Consider the following 17,961-nt stretch of genomic DNA (forward strand, 5'->3'; position numbering starts at 1 on the left):
GCATTTGAGGGGATTAACCCCTGCCTCCGCGCTTTATTCCGGGTTCGCGGAAAGCAAGCGTCAGACCACCCGCCACAGCCATTCGGCGATATGCGCGATCACGTCGCCGAACAGCAGCAGCGCCGCCGACCAGACCAGCGCGGATACGAAGTTGGCGATTTGAAAGCGCCAAAATGACATCTCGAATATTCCGGCAGCGAGCGGCACGGAAGCCCGCAGCGGTCCGAAAAAACGTCCGATGAATATGCTCGGTACGCCCCACTTCTCCACGAACGCTTCGCCGCGCGGCAGCAGGTCCGGGTAACGCGACAGCGGCCACATCTCGGCGACGTGTTCTTTGAATTTGAAGCCGAACCAGTAGGAAACCCAGTCGCCCAGTGCGGCGCCGAGTCCGCCGGCCAGCCAGACCGGCCAGAAGCTGATGCCGCTCGCGCTGATCAGCGCGCCGATCGCCACCAGCGCACCCCAGGCCGGGACCAGCAATGAAATAAACGCAAGCGATTCGCCGAACGCCAGCACCAGAACGATCGGTGCGGCCCAGGCCTGGTGGTCGCGCACGAAGTCCGCCAGGGCGCGCGCAAAATCTTCCATTCCGAACGCCCTTCCCCCGCCGTTGCCCCCGTTCAGGCCTTAAACCTTTTAACGGGTTCCGTGCCTAAGAACAGGTAAGCCAGCCCCTTCCTCGACATCAAGTCACAAAGCCGGGGGATAGTGCGTGAGCTCCGGCTCTTCCGAATGGCTGTTCAACCCACAAACCGAAACGGCGAAAGACCGATGATCGGATCGCTGATCATGTGCCTGAGCGTTGTGGTTCTACTGGTCGGGATGCTCGCCGGCATCGTGATGGGCATCCAGCAAAACTTTGTGCTCGCGCCGGCGCACGCCCATCCCAACTGTTCACAGTGATCGTGTTCCGGACCTCGCGCGCCTGAACCATCGAGCGACACTCAGCTCTGCGGCGGCGGCAGCCGTTTTGGCGGTCGCGGCCTTACCGCGCGCGGCGGCGCCGGTGCGAGCGGTTGCAGGGTTGGTCGTGCCCCGCCTTGAGTTGGAACTCTGCCGAGCGCAGAACGCCAGCCCCGCCGTCACCTTTTGAGCTCATCCGTGGCATAGTCAGGGAAACCGATTCGCTGCGCTCTGCTCGCGCGCCAAACATGAAAAGACATGCCCAAACCATTGAAAACGAACGCAAAACCTAAAGCAGCGAACGACCTGTTCGGCGCCTCGGAGCCGAAAGGCCGCGCCTCACTCAAGGTCGCGTCGCGCGCCTCCAGCGCCGAAGCCGGCTACACCGCGCGGGATATCGAGGTGCTCGAAGGCCTCGAGCCGGTGCGCCGGCGGCCGGGCATGTACATCGGCGGCACCGACGAAAAGGCGCTGCATCACCTGTTCGCCGAAGTCATCGACAACGCCATGGACGAGGCGCTGGCGGGCCATGCCTCCTTCATCGAAGTGGAATTGGAAGCCGACGGATTCCTGACCGTCACCGACAATGGTCGCGGCATTCCGGTCGATCCGCATCCGAAATTTCCGAAGAAATCCGCGCTCGAAGTCATCATGTGCACGCTGCATTCCGGCGGCAAATTCGACTCCAAGGTCTACGAGACCTCCGGCGGTCTGCACGGCGTGGGCGTGTCGGTCGTGAACGCCCTCTCCTCCCGGCTCGAGGTGGAAGTTGCCCGTGGCCAGAAGCTCTATCGGATGGCGTTCGAGCGCGGCCATCCCAAGGGCAAGCTCGAAGACCTCGGCAAGATCAACAACCGCCGTGGCTCGCGAATTCGCTTCAAGCCGGACGCCGAGATTTTCGGCGCCAAGGCCGCCTTCAAGCCGCAGCGCCTGTTCAAGATGGCCCGTTCCAAGGCCTACCTGTTTGGCGGCGTCGAAATCCGCTGGCGCTGCGACCCTGCGTTACTCAAGGGCATCGAGGATGTACCCGCCGAGGACAGCTTTCACTTCCCAGGCGGATTGAAGGATTATCTCGGCGCCGCGATCCATGCCGATACCCTGGTGCATCCGGATATCTTCGCCGGAAAGTCAGGCCGCAACGGTGCGCACGGCGCCTGCGAATGGGCTGTCGCGTGGACCGCGGACGCGGACGGCTTTCTATCCTCCTATTGCAACACCGTGCCGACGCCGGATGGCGGCACCCATGAATCGGGCATGCGCAGCGCGCTGTTGCGCGGCTTGAAGGATCACGCCGAGCGCGTCGGCCAGGGCAAGCGCGCCGCCGGCATCGTCTCGGAAGACGTCATGGTGGGCGCCGCCGTGATGCTCTCGGTGTTCGTGCGCGAGCCGGAATTCCAGGGCCAGACCAAGGACCGCCTTGCTACCGCCGAAGCGCAGCGCATCGTGGAGCAGGCGATCAAGGACCCGTTCGACCATTGGCTGTCCGGCAATCCTCTGCAGGCCAACAAGCTGCTGGATTTCGTCATCGAGCGCGCCGACGAGCGGCTGCGCCGGCGCGCGGAAAAGGAAATCTCGCGCAAGACCGCGGTGAAGAAACTGCGCCTGCCCGGCAAACTCGCGGACTGCACCAATACGGCCGCGGAAGGCTCCGAGCTGTTCATCGTCGAGGGCGACAGCGCCGGCGGCAGCGCCAAGCAGGCGCGCGACCGCAAAACCCAGGCCATTCTCCCGTTGCGCGGAAAAATCCTCAACGTCGCCTCCGCGACGAAGGACAAGCTCACCGCCAACGCGCAGCTTGCTGATCTGATGCAGGCGATCGGCTGCGGCACCGGGGCGCATTATCGCGAAGAGGATTTGCGCTACGCCCGTATCATCATCATGACCGACGCCGATGTCGACGGCGCGCATATCGCTTCGCTTCTGATCACGTTCTTCTACCGGCAGATGCCGCGGCTGATCGACGAGGGCCACCTCTATCTCGCGGTGCCGCCGCTCTACCGCCTCACCCACGGCAGCAAAACGATTTACGCGCGCAACGACGCCCACAAGGACGCGCTCCTGAAGAGCGAATTCAACGCCAACGCCAAGGTCGATGTCGGCCGCTTCAAGGGTCTGGGCGAAATGATGCCGGCACAGCTCAAGGAAACCACCATGGACCCGGCCAAGCGCACCCTGCTGCGCGTGGTGCTGTTGGCCGACGAGCGCGAAGGCACTGCCGATTCCGTCGAACGGCTGATGGGCACCAAGGCCGAGGCGCGGTTTGCCTTCATTTCCGACAAGGCGGAATTCGCCAGCGACGATTTGCTGGACGTCTAGGTCGCGGGCCGGCCGCCGGCATCGCCGCCGCGGGAGTTCCGCGACCTGGGGCAGCGGATTTGAGGCCAAGCCCTTTGTGGCTTTTTATGGCCTTTTCGCCCCGACCGTTTTCCGGCGAGTGTGCTTGGCCCGCAACAGCATTTTAAGCGGAAGCGGCTATAGTGCCGACACTTGGGGTTTGGGAATTGGTGCACGCACCTTTGTCATGCGGTCGGGTTCGAACGCTTAAACACCGGGGAATTCAACATGAAGAAACTAGTGCTCGCGTTGTCCGCGCTCGCCGCCGTTACCGGATCGGCGATCGCGGCTGATCTTCCCACTAAGGCTCCTCCGGCGCCCCCGCCGGCGCCGGTCTATAACTGGACCGGCTTCTACATCTTCGGCGGCGGCGGCTATGGCATGTTCGACTCTCACAATTTCACAGACGCCTTTCCCGGCGGCGCGCCGCTGACGATCGGACATAAAGACGGTGGTGATGGGTTTTACGGCACGGTGGGCGTCGGCTACGATTGGCAGTTCAGCGGCATGTGGGGCGGCACCTGGGTGGCGGGCGTGTTCGCCGACGGCCAATTCGGCAGCATAAAAGGTTCGCTCACAGATCCATTGTTGGGCCCCTTTGGCACTTCCGGTCAGCTGAAGAACAGGACTAACGCCGCTGCGGGCGTGCGGTTCGGTTATCTCGTTGCGCCCCAAGTGCTGTCTTACGTCAATGGCGGTTACAGCTATGGAGAGTTCTCGGGCTCGACGCTGCTCGACAACGTATCTGGCCTTGCGATCGCGACAACTCCAAGATTCCAACGTAATGGCTGGTTCGTCGGCGGCGGCGTGGAAAACACGTTAGACATCTTCGGCTTTTCCGTTCCTGGTTTGTTCATGAAGACCGAATATCGCGTTGCTGAATATGAACGGGTCGAGCTCCCGGAAACTTTCGTCGGCGGCGGTCTTACCGGTTTGGCGATTTCCGCAAAACCAATAGTGCAGACCGTCAGCACGTCGCTGGTCTACCGCTTCAACTGGGGTGGCCCGCCGGTCGCCCCGCGGTACTGATCTTCCGTTCAGGTTTCAGCAACTCAAAAGCCCCGGCATCGTCCGGGGCTTTTTTGCGTGCCCCTGCACCCGAGGGTTGCCGAAGGGCACGCATAAATGTCTCGGGTGTGGCCGCCCGGTAACAGCCTTTTGACTGGAACCCGCTATGGTCACCGCAAGGGTTTTGGGGAATCGGTGCACACGCGCCCCGTCAAGCGACCCAACTTCGAACGCGTTTGCATACTGAGGAATTGACCATGAAGAAGTTGGTGCTCGCGCTGACCGCGGTTGCGGCTTTCACCGGATCGGCCAACGCGGCCGACCTTCCCGGCCGTTACACCACCAAGGCTCCAGCCCCCGTGGCTCCGCTCTACAACTGGACCGGCTTCTACATCTTCGGCGGCACCGGCGGCGGGCTGTGGGCAGCCGACAGCAACGTGGTGAGAACCCCGGCGGGCTTGCGATCACCCGCGATCAGAGGATGGGCGGCAGCGGCTGGTTCGGAACCGTCGGTATCGGGTACGACTGGCAGTTCAACGGTCCATGGGTGGCCGGCATTTTCGGTGATGGGCAATTCGGAGATATCCGTGGTTCCTTGAATGATGTCGCGGGGGATGAGGGTCGTGAAAAGCTTCGGACCAGCTATGCCGCGGGCGTGAGAGTGGGTTATCTCGTTGCGCCCAATGTGCTGTCCTACGTCAACGGTGGTTACTCCGGCTCGGAGTGGTCAGGCAGCAGTCTCTCGACCTTGGTGGCCGGAGGCGGGCCGACCGTCCTTACCACACCTTCCTTCCGTCGTGACGGATGGTTCGTTGGCGGCGGCGTCGAAAACAACCTGAACATTTTCGGAATCACAGCGCCGGGCTGGTTCATGAAGACTGAATACCGTTCGGCATTCTATGATCGCATTACCCTGCCGGAGACGTTTGCAGCGGGTAATCCTTTTGGCGCTCCTGTGGGCCTGACGGGCGAGGCAATTACCTTCAAACCCTGGGTGCAGACCATCAGCACCTCGCTGGTCTATCGTTTCAACTCCGGTGGCACCGGATCGGCCCTGGCGGCTGACCTTCCCGTCCGTTACTCCAAGGCTCCAGCCCTGGTGGCTCCGGCCTACAACTGGACCGGCTTCTACGTCTTCGGCGGCGCCGGCGGCGGGCTGTGGGCAGCCGACAGCAACCTGCAGAGCACAGGTGTTATCGGCGTTTTCGGTCCTGCCGGCACTGCGCTGACCCGCGATCAACGCTTGGGCGGCAGCGGCTGGTTCGGAACCGCCGGTATCGGGTACGACTGGCAGTTCAACGGTCCATGGGTGGCCGGCGTTTTCGGTGATGGGCAGTTCGGAAACATTCGTGGTTCCCTGGCCGACGGCGACGGCATTGAAGGTCGTGAAAAGCTTCGGACCAGCTATGCGGCTGGCGTCAGAGTGGGTTATCTCGTTGCGCCCAATGTGCTGTCCTACGTCAATGGCGGTTACTCCGGTTCGGAGTGGTCAGGCAGCAGTCTCTCGACCGCGCTGGCCGCAGGCGGGCCGACTAGATTTACCACACCTTCCTTCCGTCGTGATGGCTGGTTCGTTGGCGGCGGCGTCGAGAACAACCTGGACATTTTCGGAATCACAGCGCCGGGCTGGTTCATGAAGACCGAATACCGTTCGGCTTTCTATGATCGCATTACCCTGCCGGAGACGTTTGCAGCGGGTAATCCTTTTGGCGGTGCGGGCCTGACGGGCACCGCGACGACCTTCAAGCCCTGGGTGCAGACCATCAGCACGTCACTGGTCTACCGCTTCAACTGGGGTGGCCCGGCCGGCGCGCGGTTCTGATCTCGGTTGAAATCAAGCAACTCAAAAGCCCCGGCATTGTCCGGGGCTTTTTTGCGTGCCCCTGCACCCGAGGGTTGCCGAAGGGCGCGCGCAATTGTCTCGGGTGTGCCCGCCAGGCAACAGCATTTTGACTGGAACCCGCTATGGTTACCGCAAAGGGTTTGGGGAATCGGTGCACACGCACCCCATCAAGCGACCCAACTTCGAACGCGTTTGGATACTGAGGAATTGACGATGAAGAAATTGGTGCTCGCGCTGACCGCGGTTGCGGCCTTCACCGGATCAGCCAACGCGGCCGACCTTCCCGGCCGTTACACCAAGGCTCCAGCCACGGTGGCTCCGCTCTACAACTGGACCGGCTTCTACATCTTCGGCGGCGCCGGCGGTGGGCTGTGGGCAGCCGACAGCAATTTGGAGACCTTCCCAGGAGCTGTTGCAATTAGTCGCGACCAGCGGATGGGCGGCAGCGGCTGGTTCGGAACCGTCGGTATCGGGCACGACTGGCAGTTTAACGGTCCATGGGTGGCCGGCATTTTTGGTGATGGTCAGTTCGGAGACATCCGTGGTTCCCTGGTCGATGTCGCTGCTGGTGAAGGTCGTGAAAAGCTTCGGACGAGCTATGCGGCTGGCGTGAGACTGGGTTATCTCGTTGCGCCGAATGTGCTGTCCTACGTCAATGGCGGTTACTCCGGTTCGGAGTGGTCAGGCAGCAGTCTCTCGACCTTGGAAACCCCAGGCGGGCCGACTAGATTTACCACGCCTTCCTTCCGTCGTGACGGCTGGTTCATTGGCGGCGGCGTCGAGAACAACCTGAACATTTTCGGAATCTCGGCGCCCGGCTGGTTCATGAAGACCGAATATCGCTCGGCTTTCTATGACCGCGAGACTTTGCCCGAGACGTTCGCCCCGCCGTTTGGCGCTCCCGGTGGACCTACCGGCCGTGCCATTACCTTCAAGCCCTGGGTGCAGACCATCAGCACCTCGCTGGTCTATCGTTTCAACGGGGGTGGCACCGGATCGGCCATGGCGGCTGACCTTCCCGTCCGCTACTCCAAGGCCCCCGTGGTTCCTGCCTACAACTGGACCGGCTTCCACATCTTTGGCGGCGCCGGCGGCGGGCTGTGGAATGCGGACAGCAACGTGCAGAGCACAGGCGTCGCTGGATTTTTCAACTTTGGCCCCGCCGGCACTGCTTTTACCCGCGATCAACGCTTGGGCGGCAGCGGCTGGTTCGGAACGGTCGGTATCGGCTACGACTGGCAGTTCAACGGTCCATGGGTGGCCGGCATTTTCGGTGATGGCCAATTCGGTGACATTCGGGGCTCCCTGATCGATCCCGCCTTCGTCGCTGAAGGCCGTGAAAAGCTTCGGACCAGCTATGCCGCGGGCGTGAGACTAGGTTATCTCGTTGCGCCCCAAGTGCTGTCTTACGTCAACGCTGGTTACTCCGGTTCGGAGTGGTCAGGGACTACTCAGGCATTCGCCATACCCCCATTCGCGGCGCTCACCACCACCCCTTCCTTCCGTCGTGATGGCTGGTTCATTGGCGGCGGCGTCGAGAACAACCTGAACATTTTCGGAATCACGGCGCCGGGCTGGTTCATGAAGACCGAATACCGTTCGGCATTCTATGATCGCATTGCCCTGCCCACGACTTTTGTAGCGGGTAATTTTCTTGGCGGTGTGGGCCTGACGGGCGAAGCAGTTACCTTCAAGCCCTGGGTGCAGACCATCAGCACGTCACTGGTCTACCGCTTCAACTGGGGTGGTGGTCCGATCGTCGCGAAGTACTGATCTCGGCTGAACTCAAGCAACTCAAAAGCCCCGGCATCGTCCGGGGCTTTTTTGCGTGTCTCTGCACCCGAGCGTTGCCGAAGGGCGCGCGTAATTGTTTCGGGTGTGCCCGCCCGGCAACAGCCTTTTGGCTGGAACCCGCTATGGTCACCGCAATGGGTTTGGGGAATCGGGACCTCACCCTTGTCACGAGATCGGGTCCGAACGCTTTTGTTGAGAGATTCAAGATGAAAAAATTGGTCATCGCATTGACGACCATCGCGGCCCTCACCGCCCCGGTTTTTGCAGCCGATATCGCCGCCAAAGCCCCGTTGAGAGCGGCTCCCGTTGCTTATGCTCCGTCCTGGACCGGCTGCTATGTCGGCGGCGGCGGCGGCTATGGGCTATGGAACCAGGAAAACACGCTTTTCAGTGCTGCGTTGCCCGGGACTGTGCTCTTCCCGACGACGACTGCGGGCGGCCGCGGCTATTTCGGAACGGTGCAGGGCGGCTGCGACTATCAGTTCCCGGCGATGGGCACGAGCTTCGTCGTGGGCGCCTTCGGGGACTATGATTTCAGCAGCCTCAAGGGCACTGTAGACCCGGTCGGCGGCTATAGGGGCGAGGAGAAGATGAGTTCGGCCTGGTCGGTCGGCGGTCGGGTCGGCTGGGTGGCGTTGCCAGGCCTCCTGACCTATTTCTCCGGTGGTTATACCGAGGCCACCTTTGACCGGGTTAATCTCTCTCCTGGCGTCCTTTCGCCCTTTTATTTCCTCGACAAGCGAACCTTTAAAGGCTGGTTCCTAGGTGCCGGCGACGAATATGCGCTGAGCTTTCTGCCGGGCTTGTTCTGGAAGACCGAGTACCGCTTCTCGGAGTATGATGTCCGGACCGATCCGCTCCGGTTTTTTGCAACCGGCGGGCTGGCCGGCGCTTCGGTCGAGTCCAAGAAGTTCCTCCACACCGTTCGCACCGAGCTGGTCTACCGCTTCAACTGGGGCGGTCCCGCCGTCGCGAAGTACTGATCTTTGCTGCTGCGCTCCGACAACTCAAAAGCCCCGGCATCGTCCGGGGCTTTTTTGTGCTTTGGCCGATGGTGACAAGGTCCAACACGGAGAAGCATGGTCCCTGCTCTTAAGGGTCCCTCCCTCTTGCCCCCGGCGCGCAAGCACGCCAGTCTGGGCGGGGTTGCGCGATTGCCGCGCCGCACCTCGCGAGAGCGAGCGACAAGCATGAGCAAGTTGCTTTTGATCCTTGGTCTTCTCGCGCTCGCCGTCGGGCTATTGTGGATCGGCCAAGGCACCGGTGCGCTTCCCTGGCCGCAATCGAGCTTCATGATCGGCCAGATCCAGTGGGCCGGATACGGCGCGGCGCTCGCCGCCCTCGGGCTGATCCTGATCTGGCAGTGCCAGCGCTAGAGGACACGATGAAAACCCGGCTAGAGCGCTTTCAAGCGAAGTGGAGCCCGGTTCGCGTCAAGAAAACGCGTCAAATCAAGAATCCAGCCCCGTTTCGATTCTACCAAACGGAAAAGACTTTAGTAGATCTCCGATTTAAAAGCTGGGCAAAGCGAAGCGTGCCCACCAACCAACGCCTCGTATCAAATCTCTGAAAGACGGCGGACACGGCACGAAGCGCGCCTTTGCCCACCCAACTCAAAGCGGATACCAATCATGGCATCAGAACTCTTCGATCTCAGCGGCAAAGTCGCCATCGTCACCGGCGGCAATGGCGGCATTGGCCTCGGCATGGCGCGGGGATTAGCTGAAGCCGGCGCCGATATCGCCATCGTCGGGCGCAACGAGGCGAAGTCGAATGCGGCGGTCGATGACATCAGACAATGCGGCGGCAAAGCGATATCCGTCGTCGCCGACGTCACCGACAAGGCCGCCGTCGTGACCATGGCCGGGCTCGTGGCGCGCGAGCTCGGGCGCATCGACATCCTCGTCAACAACGCCGGCATCAATATTCGAAAACCCCCGCACGTGCTCGATATCGAGGAATGGGACAGCGTGATCAAGACCAATCTCACCAGTGCGTTCCTGTGCTCGCAGGCGGTCTATCCGGCCATGAAGGCCGCCGGCGGCGGCAAGATCATCAACATCGGCTCGATGATGTCGATCTTCGGCGTCAGCTTCACGCCGGCTTACGCCGCAAGCAAGGGTGGCATCGTGCAGTTCACCCGCTCCTGCGCCTGCGCCTGGGCCGCCGACAACATTCAGGCCAACGCGGTGCTGCCGGGCTGGATCGACACCGATCTGACCAAGCGCGCGCGAGTGGAAATCGACGGCTTGCACGACCGGGTTCTGGCGCGCACGCCGGCGGCGCGATGGGGCGCGATCGGCGACTTCGTGGGCATCGCAGTGTTTCTCGCATCAAGCGCGTCGGACTTCGTCACCGGCACCGCCATTCCGATCGACGGGGGCTACTCCATCATGGGCTGAACGCCGTTGCCTCCGGCGACTGCACATGCTCGGGGCGGACGCCGAGACCGATAAACCGCGCGGTGATGCCCTGCAGCCAGGGCACGGCAGTCACCAGCCGCATGACCAGCGGGACCTTCAGCGGCTGGTTGCCCGGCTTGAGCGCGGCGCTGACGATATTGTTTTGGGCGACGACCTGCATGGCCTGCGTCATCCGTACCGGAAATTCCCGACGCCGCCGCACCGCGCCGAGTTCATCCTCCGTTGGGCAGCCGCTCATCAGCCTCGCCGCCAGCAGATTTGCGGCCGCGACCGCGTCCTGGACCGCGAGGTTGACGCCAACACCGCCGACTGGCGACATCGCATGCGCGGCGTCGCCGATGCAGAGCAGACCGGGGCGCGTCCAGCGCTTCAGCCGATTGATCGCCACCGTCAGCAGCTTTACGTCATCCCAGTTGCTCACATCGGCGAGTCCTGATTTGAGGACCGGCGCCATGCGCGCGACGTCGTCGAGCAGGGCCGGCAATCCTCTCGCCTTCACCGCATCATACTGCCCCTTGGCGATGACATAGGCGCATTGCCAGTAGTCGCCGCGATCGAAGGTCACCATCATCTTTCCCGGATCGACGCGCGCAAACAGGCGCTCGCTTTCGGTCTCCCGCTTGCCGGCGCGAAACCACAACACATCCATCGGCGCACCGATCTCCTCGACTTCGAGTCCGGCACGCTCGCGCATCAAAGAATGGCGGCCGTCGCAGGCAACGGTCAGGTCGGCTTCGATATCGATGACGCCATCCGGCGTCTTTGCCTTCACGCCCGCGATGCGATCGCCGTCACGGATGAGATCGATCGCTTCCGTTGACATCATCACTTTGAGCGAAGCAAACCGCTTGCCGTTCTCACGCAGGAAATTGAGAAAGTCCCACTGCGGCATGAAGGCGATGAAGGGATATTTCACATGGAGCCGGCTCAGATCGGCCATCCGCACCAATTCCCCGCCGAACATCCCTTGCATCTTCTGCAAGCGCTGATGCGGCAGTTTCAGGAAGCCGTCGATCAGCCCGAGTTCGTCCATCACCTGCAGGGTCGAAGGGTGCACGGTATCGCCGCGAAAATCGCGAAAAAAATCCGCATGCTTTTCGAGCACCACGACATCGACTCCGGCGCGCCCGAGCAGATAACCGAGCATCATGCCGGCGGGCCCGCCGCCGACGATGCAGCAACGTACTTTCATGATGCGACCCCTTTTTCCGAAATGCACCTGAGGGTCTGACTCAAAATACGGCCAGTAGAATAGGCCACTTCTCGTCATTGCGAGGAGCGAAGCGACGAAGCAATCCAGTAACAGCCATATTAATTAAATCCTCTGGATTGCTTCGCGGAGCCTGTCATCGGGCGCGCATTCGCGCGACCCGTTGGCTCGCAATGACGGTCTCAAAATCCCTCAACTCGGCTCAAGGGGATCAAAACATCGTTGCGCGCAAATTGCGAATTGCTGAACCATTTCAAGCTGATTTGGGTCGTCCAGTCCTCCTCGCAAAGATATAACGCTTTCCAACCAGCCCAAATCAGTGGCTCCATCGCGTTGTTCCGACCCAACAAGAGGGGCGATCGCGCGTCGTCACGAACGCGGGACGGGATGTGGTGGACGCGAGCGCGTCGGCGCGCAAGGCAATCGCAGGGCGAGGTCAAACTCGTGAGCGGTTCGCAGCGCGCGAGACGAACGGCGCATCTCGCGTACGGCAAAACCGTGTGGTCCTGACACCCGTTGCTGGTGCAAGTCCGCGGAGGCGAAATCAGTCCAACCGGATTGACGAGCCATTGATCCGCTGATGACGGTGACAAGACGAATTCGCTCACCGGGGAGAGCACGGCATAAGCCGTAAAGCCATTGCGCAGGGAATGCCGGATTGCTCCGTCTGTACCTGTATGCTCGTGTGCGTTTCTTTTTGTGCATCTTTGCACGCGAGACCGCGGGTGCAGCAAGCACCCGGCATTCCCTGCTCCCTCTCATCGAGGGACAAGGTTCATGCAAACCTCGGGCGCATCGCGCCGCGAGATCGCGAAACTGTATCCAGCCGTCATTGCGAGGAGCGTAGCGACGAAGCAATCCATTCTTTCCTTGTGCCGTGACGTGGATTGCTTCGCGGAGCCTGTCATCGGGCGCGCATTCGCGCGACCCGTTGGCTCGCAATGACGGAAACAGTCGTCATCGTCCGCGAAGGCGGACGATCCAGTATTCCAGAGACATCAGTGATGGAATCGATAAGCCGCAGCGTACTGGATACCCCGCATGCTCCTGCGGCTTCGCTTCAACGCCGGATCAGCGGTGCGGTGAAGGGGGAACAATCCGGCATTTATGGAAAAACATTAAGCTTTTTCGGCGCTTCCCGCGCCTGCTCCATTGACTTTGGCCAATTCGCCCCTATGTTCCGGCCTGACGCGGCCCGGTATCGAAACGCGATATCTTGATAAGCCGCCTGCCTGCGTATCCGAAAATCCCGTGCAAATCTGCGTGCCGTTCCGGGGTTGAGCGCGACAGTCTTATCCGAGATTCCAAGCGGCGGTTTCTACCAGAGGCTCAATGTCTTTTTCCCATCTCGGCTTGTCCGATAAGGTGCTCGCCGCCGTCGCGGCCACCGGTTACACCACCCCGACCCCCATTCAGGAACAGGCGATTCCTCACGTTCTGGCCCGCCGAGACGTCCTCGGCATCGCCCAGACCGGCACCGGCAAGACCGCTGCCTTCGTCCTTCCGATGCTCACCATGCTGGAAAAGGGCCGCGCCCGGGCTCGAATGCCCCGCACCCTGATCCTCGAGCCGACCCGCGAGCTCGCCGCCCAGGTGAAGGAACAGTTCGACAAATACGGAGTGGGGCAGAAACTTAACGTTGCGCTGCTGATCGGCGGCGTCTCGTTCGGCGACCAGGACACCAAGTTGACGCGCGGCGTCGACGTCTTGATCGCAACCCCCGGCCGGCTGCTCGACCACACCGAGCGCGGCGGGCTGCTGCTCACCGGCGTCGAATTGCTGGTGATCGATGAAGCCGACCGCATGCTGGACATGGGCTTCATTCCTGACATCGAACGCGTCTGCAAGCTCGTTCCGTTCACCCGCCAGACGCTGTTCTTCACGGCGACGATGCCGCCCGAAATCGCCCGCATCACCGGAACCTTCCTGCACAATCCCGAAAAGATCGAAGTTTCCAGGCCGGCGACGACCGCCGCGGGTGTGGCCCAGTTCCAGGTCAGTGTCGGCCGCGAGCCGCACGAAAAACGGGACACGCTGCGCCGCCTGCTGCGCGACGCCAAGGACCTCCAGAACGCCATCATCTTCTGCAACCGCAAGCGCGAAGTGGCGCTGCTGTACAAATCACTGCAGAAGCACGGCTTCAGCGTCGGCGCCCTGCACGGCGACATGGATCAATCAGCGCGCACGGCTGCACTCGATCAATTCCGCAAGGGCGAAATTCCGCTGCTGGTCGCCTCCGACGTCGCGGCGCGCGGTCTTGATATTCCGGCGGTCAGCCACGTCTTCAATTTCGACGTGCCGCATCATGCCGACGACTACGTCCATCGCATCGGCCGCACCGGACGCGCCGGGCGCGCCGGCACCGCCATCTCCATTGTCACCCCGCTCGATCAGAAATCCATCGTCGCGATTGAAAAGCTGATCGGCCAAGCCATTCCGCGCGCCGAAGGCGGCGCCAGGGCAGAGTCGGGCGAAAGCCCGGCAGAGCCCTCCACTGCCGAAGCACGAGAACCGCGCGAGCCGCGGACGAGAGAAGGTGCAAGAGAAGGCTCACGTGAAGGATCGCGGGAAGGCTCACGCGGCGGCCGTAAGCCGCGCCGTGAACGCGAGCCGCGGCGCTCGGGGGGCGGCGGTCGCAATTCCAGCCCACAGCCGCAGGCCGCGGTGACTGCGTTCGCGCAGCCATCAGCTGCTCCGGCCTCCCGCACGCCTTCGATCGGTCGGGCACCCGCACCGCAACCCTCCGGTGAATCATCGTCAGAACCTGGCGATCACTCCCATCTTCCGGCATTCCTGCTGCGGCCGATTCGCGCCCGAGTCTGACCGCCGATACCTGCCTCGCGCATCTCGAACCATTAGGTTACGGGATTGACGTCGCCCTCCTTCGAGACGCGCGCAAGCGCGCCCCTTCAGGATAAGGCCATGCCGTGTCATCTCGTTTGGGCAGAGTGGTCAACACCATCGCCAAAGCAACAATGGCGGTCTGGGGTCCCGGCTCGAGGCCGTCACCACGCGGTGGTTAGACCTTTGCAGCCGTCAACTGCACCGACTCGCCGCAGCCGCAGGCGCCGGTCTGGTTCGGATTGTTGAAAATGAACTGCGCCGACATCTTGTCGGCCTTGTAGTCCATTTCGGTGCCGAGCAGAAACAGCACGGCCTTGGGATCGACCAGGATCTTCACGCCCTTGTCCTCGACGACCTCGTCGGTCGGACGGACGTCGTGGGCGTATTCGACGGTGTAGGATTGCCCGGCGCAGCCGCCATTTTTGATGCCAACCCGCAAGCCGACGATCTCGGAATCGGCGCGTTTGGTCAGTTCGGCAATGCGCTGCGCCGCCGCGTCAGTCAGTTTCATGACTTGCGGGCGGGGCCGCGGCTTCGGCTTGGAGGCCGGTGTTGGTGAGGCGGGTGTCATGTCAGTCATGTGGTCAATCCAAAAGGCAAATCAATGCCCGTCATTTCGTACAGCTAAGCCCTGATGCTCTAACGCTTCACCACATGTTAAGGACGAGGCGCGCCTCGTCGCTCATCCGGTCGGGCGACCACGCCGGCTCCCAGACCAGATTGACGTTGACTACGCCGACGCCGGGAACACTCGCCACCGCGTTCTCCACCATCTGCGGCAACTCTCCGGCCGCCGGACAGTTCGGCGTCGTCAGCGTCATTACGACGTCGACGGCGCGATCATCCTTGATGTCGACCTTGTAGATCAGGCCGAGTTCGTAAATATCGGCCGGAATCTCTGGATCGAACACGGTCTTGAGCGCGGCGGCGATTTCGCCGGCCAGCCGCTCGGTCTCCTCCGGCGGCAGCGCCGAATGCGTTTCCATATTGCTGATTTTGATTTCGGCGGTGTCGCTCATGAAAACAGTTCCCGCGCCTTGATCAGCGCCTGTGCCAGATGGTCGACTTCTTCACGGGTGTTATACATTCCAAACGAGGCGCGGCACGTCGCCGTAACATTGAACCGCTCTAAAAGCGGCATCACGCAATGGGTACCGGCGCGCACCGCGATTCCCTGCCGGTCGATCACCGTCGCGATATCGTGCGGATGGGCGCCCTTCATTTCGAAAGAGATCACCGGTCCCTTGCCGCGCGCCGTGCCGATCAGGCGCAGCGAATTGATTTCGCGCAGGCGGTCCTGGGCGTAGGTCAAAAGCCCGTGCTCATGGGCGGCGATGCGTTCCTTGCCGATCGAATTGACGTAGTCGATCGCGGCACCAAGCCCCACCGCCTCGACGATCGCCGGCGTTCCCGCCTCGAACTTGTGCGGCGGATCGCCATAGGTGACCCAGTCCCTTGCGACTTCGCGGATCATCTCGCCGCCGCCGTTGTAAGGGCGCATCGCCACCAGATGTTCGTGCTTGGCGTAGAGCACGCCGATTCCGGTCGGGCCATAGAGCTTGTGGCCGGTGAAGACGTAGAAATCGCAGTCGATATCCCTGACGTCAACCGCGAGGTGAACCGCGGCCTGACTGCCGTCGACCAGCACCGGGATGCCGCGGTCATGGGCGAGCTTCACCACGTCCTTGACGGGCACGATGGTGCCGAGCGCATTCGACATCTGCGTGATCGCGACGAGCTTGGTGCGCGGCGTCAGCAGCTTTTCGAATTCGTCGATCAGGAAGTTGCCTTCATCGTCGACCGGCGCCCACTTGATGACGGCACCGTGACGTTCCCTCAGGAAGTGCCACGGCACGATGTTGGAATGGTGCTCCATGATCGAGAGCACGATCTCGTCGCCCTCGGCGATGTTCGGCTCACCCCAGGACGACGCCACCAGATTGATCGCCTCGGTGGCGTTGCGGGTAAAGACGATCTCTTCGGTGCGCCCCGCGTTGAGAAATTTCGCGACCTTGGCGCGGCCGCCCTCATAGGCCTCGGTGGCCGCATTGGCGAGGTAGTGCAGCCCGCGATGCACGTTGGCGTATTCGGTCTTGTAGGCTTCCGTCATGCGCTCGAGCACCGCAATGGGCTTCTGCGCGGAGGCGGCGTTGTCGAGATAGACCAGCGACTTTCCGTAGATTTTGAGCGAGAGCGCTGGAAAGTCTTCCCGCACCCGGGCCACGTCATACGCACCGTTTGAGACTGCCGGATGCATGGTCAACCCCTTGCCTCCAGCCAGCGCTCCGCCGCGGAGATCACGATCTCACGCAAGGCATCATTGGCGATCGATTCAATCGCTTCACCGACGAACGCCTGGATCAAGAGCGCCTGGGCTTCCTTCTCGGAAAGGCCTCGCGCCCGCAAATAAAACAGCAGGCTCTCGTCGAGCGCGCCGGTGGTCGCACCGTGACCGCAGGTAACGTCGTCGGCGAAGATTTCGAGTTCCGGCTTGTTATCGGCTTCGGCCTCATCGGACAAAAGCAGCGCCCGCGTCATCATCTTGGCGTCGGTCTTCTGCGCGTCCGGGCGAACGATGATGCGACCCTGAAACACCGAGTGTCCGCGGTCATCGACCACGGAGCGGAAGATCTCACGGCTCGTGCAGTTTGGCACCGCGTGATCCAGAACCAGCGTACTGTCGGCGTGCTGGCGCCCATTGAGCAGGTTGACACCGTTGGTCTCAACGCGGGAGCCCTCGCCGGCAAACGCGATAACAGCCTGGTAGCGGCTCACATACGATCCGCTGGTGATGGCAAAGGTATTGAGATAGGCGGCGGCGCCCAACGTCACTACGGATGAGGAAATGTTGAAGGCTTCGCGGCCGTCTTCGATCAAACGCACCTGGTCGAGCCGCGCGTTATCGCCGATTGAAAGGATCAGCGAGTCATGGGCCTGATAGGCTTTCGCGCCATCGGCGGCGATATAGCTTTCCACCAGCGTCGCGCTCGCGGCGCGGCCGAGATTCAGCAGCGAGCGCGTAAACATCGCAGCTGACTGGGCGCCGCTGGCGATGTGGACGATATGCAGGGGCTGTGTGAGCACGGCGCCATCGGCGACATCGATCACGATGCCATCCGTCATCATCGCGCTGTTCAGCGCCACCAGGGGATTGGAGCTGTCGGGTGCGAACAATTGCGCCTGCAGCGCGGCATCGCCGGCTTGCAGCACTTCGCGCAGCGTGCGGATGCCGAGGCCTTTTTCCAGATTGGCGGTTTCGGACAGTTTTGGCGCGAACACCCCGTCCACCAGCACCAGCCGGCGCACACCTTCAATGGCGTGCAGCTTCAACGCAGCACCCGCGCGCGTCAGCGCCGCCGCATCCGGTGCAGCCGCTAATGGCAACACCTCACGCATCAAAACGCGCAGATCGGTATATTTCCAGTCCTCTATCCGCCGGTGCGGCAGGCCTGCGCCTTCGTAAGCCTCGAACGCCTGCTGACGCGCGTCGGCGACGCTGCCCGCGCCGGGCAGCCGATCGCGCGCGAGGGCGAATGCATCGCTCAGCGCACGTCCGGTCTCGGTTTTTGCCAGTGCAAGATTCATCGTAAAATCCGTTC

At 62.0% G+C, this 17,961-nt stretch carries 16 protein-coding genes; 10 read left to right on the forward strand and 6 right to left on the reverse strand.

Features of this window, described 5'->3' with window-relative positions; translation table 11 throughout:
* Positions 1-60 precede the first annotated feature (60 nt).
* Positions 61-591: a DedA family protein gene (locus N554_RS0107290; RefSeq protein ID WP_029582868.1), complete on the reverse strand. Its 531-nt coding sequence runs from the start codon at positions 589-591 to the stop codon at positions 61-63.
* 183 nt (positions 592-774) lie between these two features.
* Here N554_RS0107290 and N554_RS42645 point away from each other — a divergent pair, with 183 nt between their 5' ends.
* From N554_RS42645 to N554_RS0107335, 9 genes are all read left to right on the forward strand, one after another.
* A complete protein-coding gene (locus tag N554_RS42645) occupies positions 775-906 on the forward strand; it encodes a hypothetical protein (RefSeq protein WP_256378724.1) in 132 nt (43 codons plus the stop codon).
* Between the two features lie 258 nt (positions 907-1,164).
* Entirely contained in the window at positions 1,165-3,222 is a 2,058-nt protein-coding gene (gene parE / locus N554_RS0107300; RefSeq protein WP_029582869.1) for a DNA topoisomerase IV subunit B, read from the forward strand.
* Between the two features lie 246 nt (positions 3,223-3,468).
* Positions 3,469-4,269: an outer membrane protein gene (locus N554_RS0107305; protein ID WP_029582870.1), complete on the forward strand. Its 801-nt coding sequence runs from the start codon at positions 3,469-3,471 to the stop codon at positions 4,267-4,269.
* Between the two features lie 236 nt (positions 4,270-4,505).
* A complete protein-coding gene (locus N554_RS42905; protein ID WP_197033469.1) occupies positions 4,506-4,847 on the forward strand; it encodes a hypothetical protein in 342 nt (113 codons plus the stop codon).
* Positions 4,848-5,251: 404 nt separating this feature from the next.
* Positions 5,252-6,070: an outer membrane protein gene (locus tag N554_RS40865; protein ID WP_051677370.1), complete on the forward strand. Its 819-nt coding sequence runs from the start codon at positions 5,252-5,254 to the stop codon at positions 6,068-6,070.
* Positions 6,071-6,304: 234 nt separating this feature from the next.
* Entirely contained in the window at positions 6,305-7,864 is a 1,560-nt protein-coding gene (locus N554_RS0107320) for an outer membrane protein (RefSeq protein WP_029582871.1), read from the forward strand.
* Between the two features lie 227 nt (positions 7,865-8,091).
* Positions 8,092-8,868: an outer membrane protein gene (locus N554_RS0107325; RefSeq protein ID WP_029582872.1), complete on the forward strand. Its 777-nt coding sequence runs from the start codon at positions 8,092-8,094 to the stop codon at positions 8,866-8,868.
* Positions 8,869-9,075: 207 nt separating this feature from the next.
* A complete protein-coding gene (locus N554_RS0107330) occupies positions 9,076-9,261 on the forward strand; it encodes a hypothetical protein (RefSeq protein WP_029582873.1) in 186 nt (61 codons plus the stop codon).
* Positions 9,262-9,516: 255 nt separating this feature from the next.
* Entirely contained in the window at positions 9,517-10,287 is a 771-nt protein-coding gene (locus N554_RS0107335; RefSeq protein ID WP_029582874.1) for an SDR family NAD(P)-dependent oxidoreductase, read from the forward strand.
* Here N554_RS0107335 and N554_RS0107340 read toward each other — a convergent pair.
* Entirely contained in the window at positions 10,277-11,500 is a 1,224-nt protein-coding gene (locus N554_RS0107340) for an FAD-dependent oxidoreductase (RefSeq protein WP_081851157.1), read from the reverse strand. The two genes, N554_RS0107335 and N554_RS0107340, sit on opposite strands and share 11 nt — an antisense overlap.
* A gap of 1,350 nt (positions 11,501-12,850) precedes the next feature.
* Between N554_RS0107340 and N554_RS0107355 the strand changes: the two genes are divergently transcribed.
* The gene (locus tag N554_RS0107355; RefSeq protein WP_029582876.1) at positions 12,851-14,341 is read left to right on the forward strand and encodes a DEAD/DEAH box helicase; all 1,491 of its coding nucleotides are present in this window, start codon (positions 12,851-12,853) and stop codon (positions 14,339-14,341) included.
* 196 nt (positions 14,342-14,537) lie between these two features.
* Here N554_RS0107355 and N554_RS0107360 read toward each other — a convergent pair whose 3' ends face one another.
* The 4 genes from N554_RS0107360 to sufD all read right to left on the reverse strand — a co-directional run bounded on the left by N554_RS0107360 (position 14,538) and on the right by sufD (position 17,947).
* A complete protein-coding gene (locus tag N554_RS0107360; protein WP_036052601.1) occupies positions 14,538-14,942 on the reverse strand; it encodes a HesB/IscA family protein in 405 nt (134 codons plus the stop codon).
* A gap of 67 nt (positions 14,943-15,009) precedes the next feature.
* The gene (locus N554_RS0107365) at positions 15,010-15,381 is read right to left on the reverse strand and encodes an SUF system Fe-S cluster assembly protein (protein ID WP_029582878.1); all 372 of its coding nucleotides are present in this window, start codon (positions 15,379-15,381) and stop codon (positions 15,010-15,012) included.
* Positions 15,378-16,625, reverse strand: coding sequence for a cysteine desulfurase (locus tag N554_RS0107370; protein ID WP_029582879.1), 1,248 nt, complete (start codon positions 16,623-16,625; stop codon positions 15,378-15,380). Before N554_RS0107370 ends, N554_RS0107365 begins: the two co-directional genes overlap by 4 nt.
* Positions 16,622-17,947 (reverse strand): Fe-S cluster assembly protein SufD, encoded by a 1,326-nt coding sequence (gene sufD / locus N554_RS0107375; protein ID WP_029582880.1) that lies wholly within the window; start codon positions 17,945-17,947, stop codon positions 16,622-16,624. Before sufD ends, N554_RS0107370 begins: the two co-directional genes overlap by 4 nt.
* Between the last annotated feature and the right edge of the window lie 14 nt (positions 17,948-17,961).

The sequence above is a fragment of the Bradyrhizobium sp. URHD0069 genome (assembly GCF_000701345.1).
Classification (GTDB): Bacteria; Pseudomonadota; Alphaproteobacteria; order Rhizobiales; family Xanthobacteraceae; genus Bradyrhizobium.

Excerpts from the sequence above, each read along its gene's own strand:
- N554_RS0107290 (WP_029582868.1), bottom strand. The coding sequence starts at position 591 with ATGGAAGATTTTGCGCGCGCCCTGGCGGACTTCGTGCGCGACCACCAG.
- N554_RS42645 (WP_256378724.1), top strand. The coding sequence starts at position 775 with ATGATCGGATCGCTGATCATGTGCCTGAGCGTTGTGGTTCTACTGGTC.
- parE (WP_029582869.1), top strand. The coding sequence starts at position 1,165 with ATGCCCAAACCATTGAAAACGAACGCAAAACCTAAAGCAGCGAACGAC.
- N554_RS0107305 (WP_029582870.1), top strand. The coding sequence starts at position 3,469 with ATGAAGAAACTAGTGCTCGCGTTGTCCGCGCTCGCCGCCGTTACCGGA.
- N554_RS42905 (WP_197033469.1), top strand. The coding sequence starts at position 4,506 with ATGAAGAAGTTGGTGCTCGCGCTGACCGCGGTTGCGGCTTTCACCGGA.
- N554_RS0107320 (WP_029582871.1), top strand. The coding sequence starts at position 6,305 with ATGAAGAAATTGGTGCTCGCGCTGACCGCGGTTGCGGCCTTCACCGGA.
- N554_RS0107325 (WP_029582872.1), top strand. The coding sequence starts at position 8,092 with ATGAAAAAATTGGTCATCGCATTGACGACCATCGCGGCCCTCACCGCC.
- N554_RS0107330 (WP_029582873.1), top strand. The coding sequence starts at position 9,076 with ATGAGCAAGTTGCTTTTGATCCTTGGTCTTCTCGCGCTCGCCGTCGGG.
- N554_RS0107335 (WP_029582874.1), top strand. The coding sequence starts at position 9,517 with ATGGCATCAGAACTCTTCGATCTCAGCGGCAAAGTCGCCATCGTCACC.
- N554_RS0107340 (WP_081851157.1), bottom strand. The coding sequence starts at position 11,500 with ATGAAAGTACGTTGCTGCATCGTCGGCGGCGGGCCCGCCGGCATGATG.
- N554_RS0107355 (WP_029582876.1), top strand. The coding sequence starts at position 12,851 with ATGTCTTTTTCCCATCTCGGCTTGTCCGATAAGGTGCTCGCCGCCGTC.
- N554_RS0107360 (WP_036052601.1), bottom strand. The coding sequence starts at position 14,942 with ATGACTGACATGACACCCGCCTCACCAACACCGGCCTCCAAGCCGAAG.
- N554_RS0107365 (WP_029582878.1), bottom strand. The coding sequence starts at position 15,381 with ATGAGCGACACCGCCGAAATCAAAATCAGCAATATGGAAACGCATTCG.
- sufD (WP_029582880.1), bottom strand. The coding sequence starts at position 17,947 with ATGAATCTTGCACTGGCAAAAACCGAGACCGGACGTGCGCTGAGCGAT.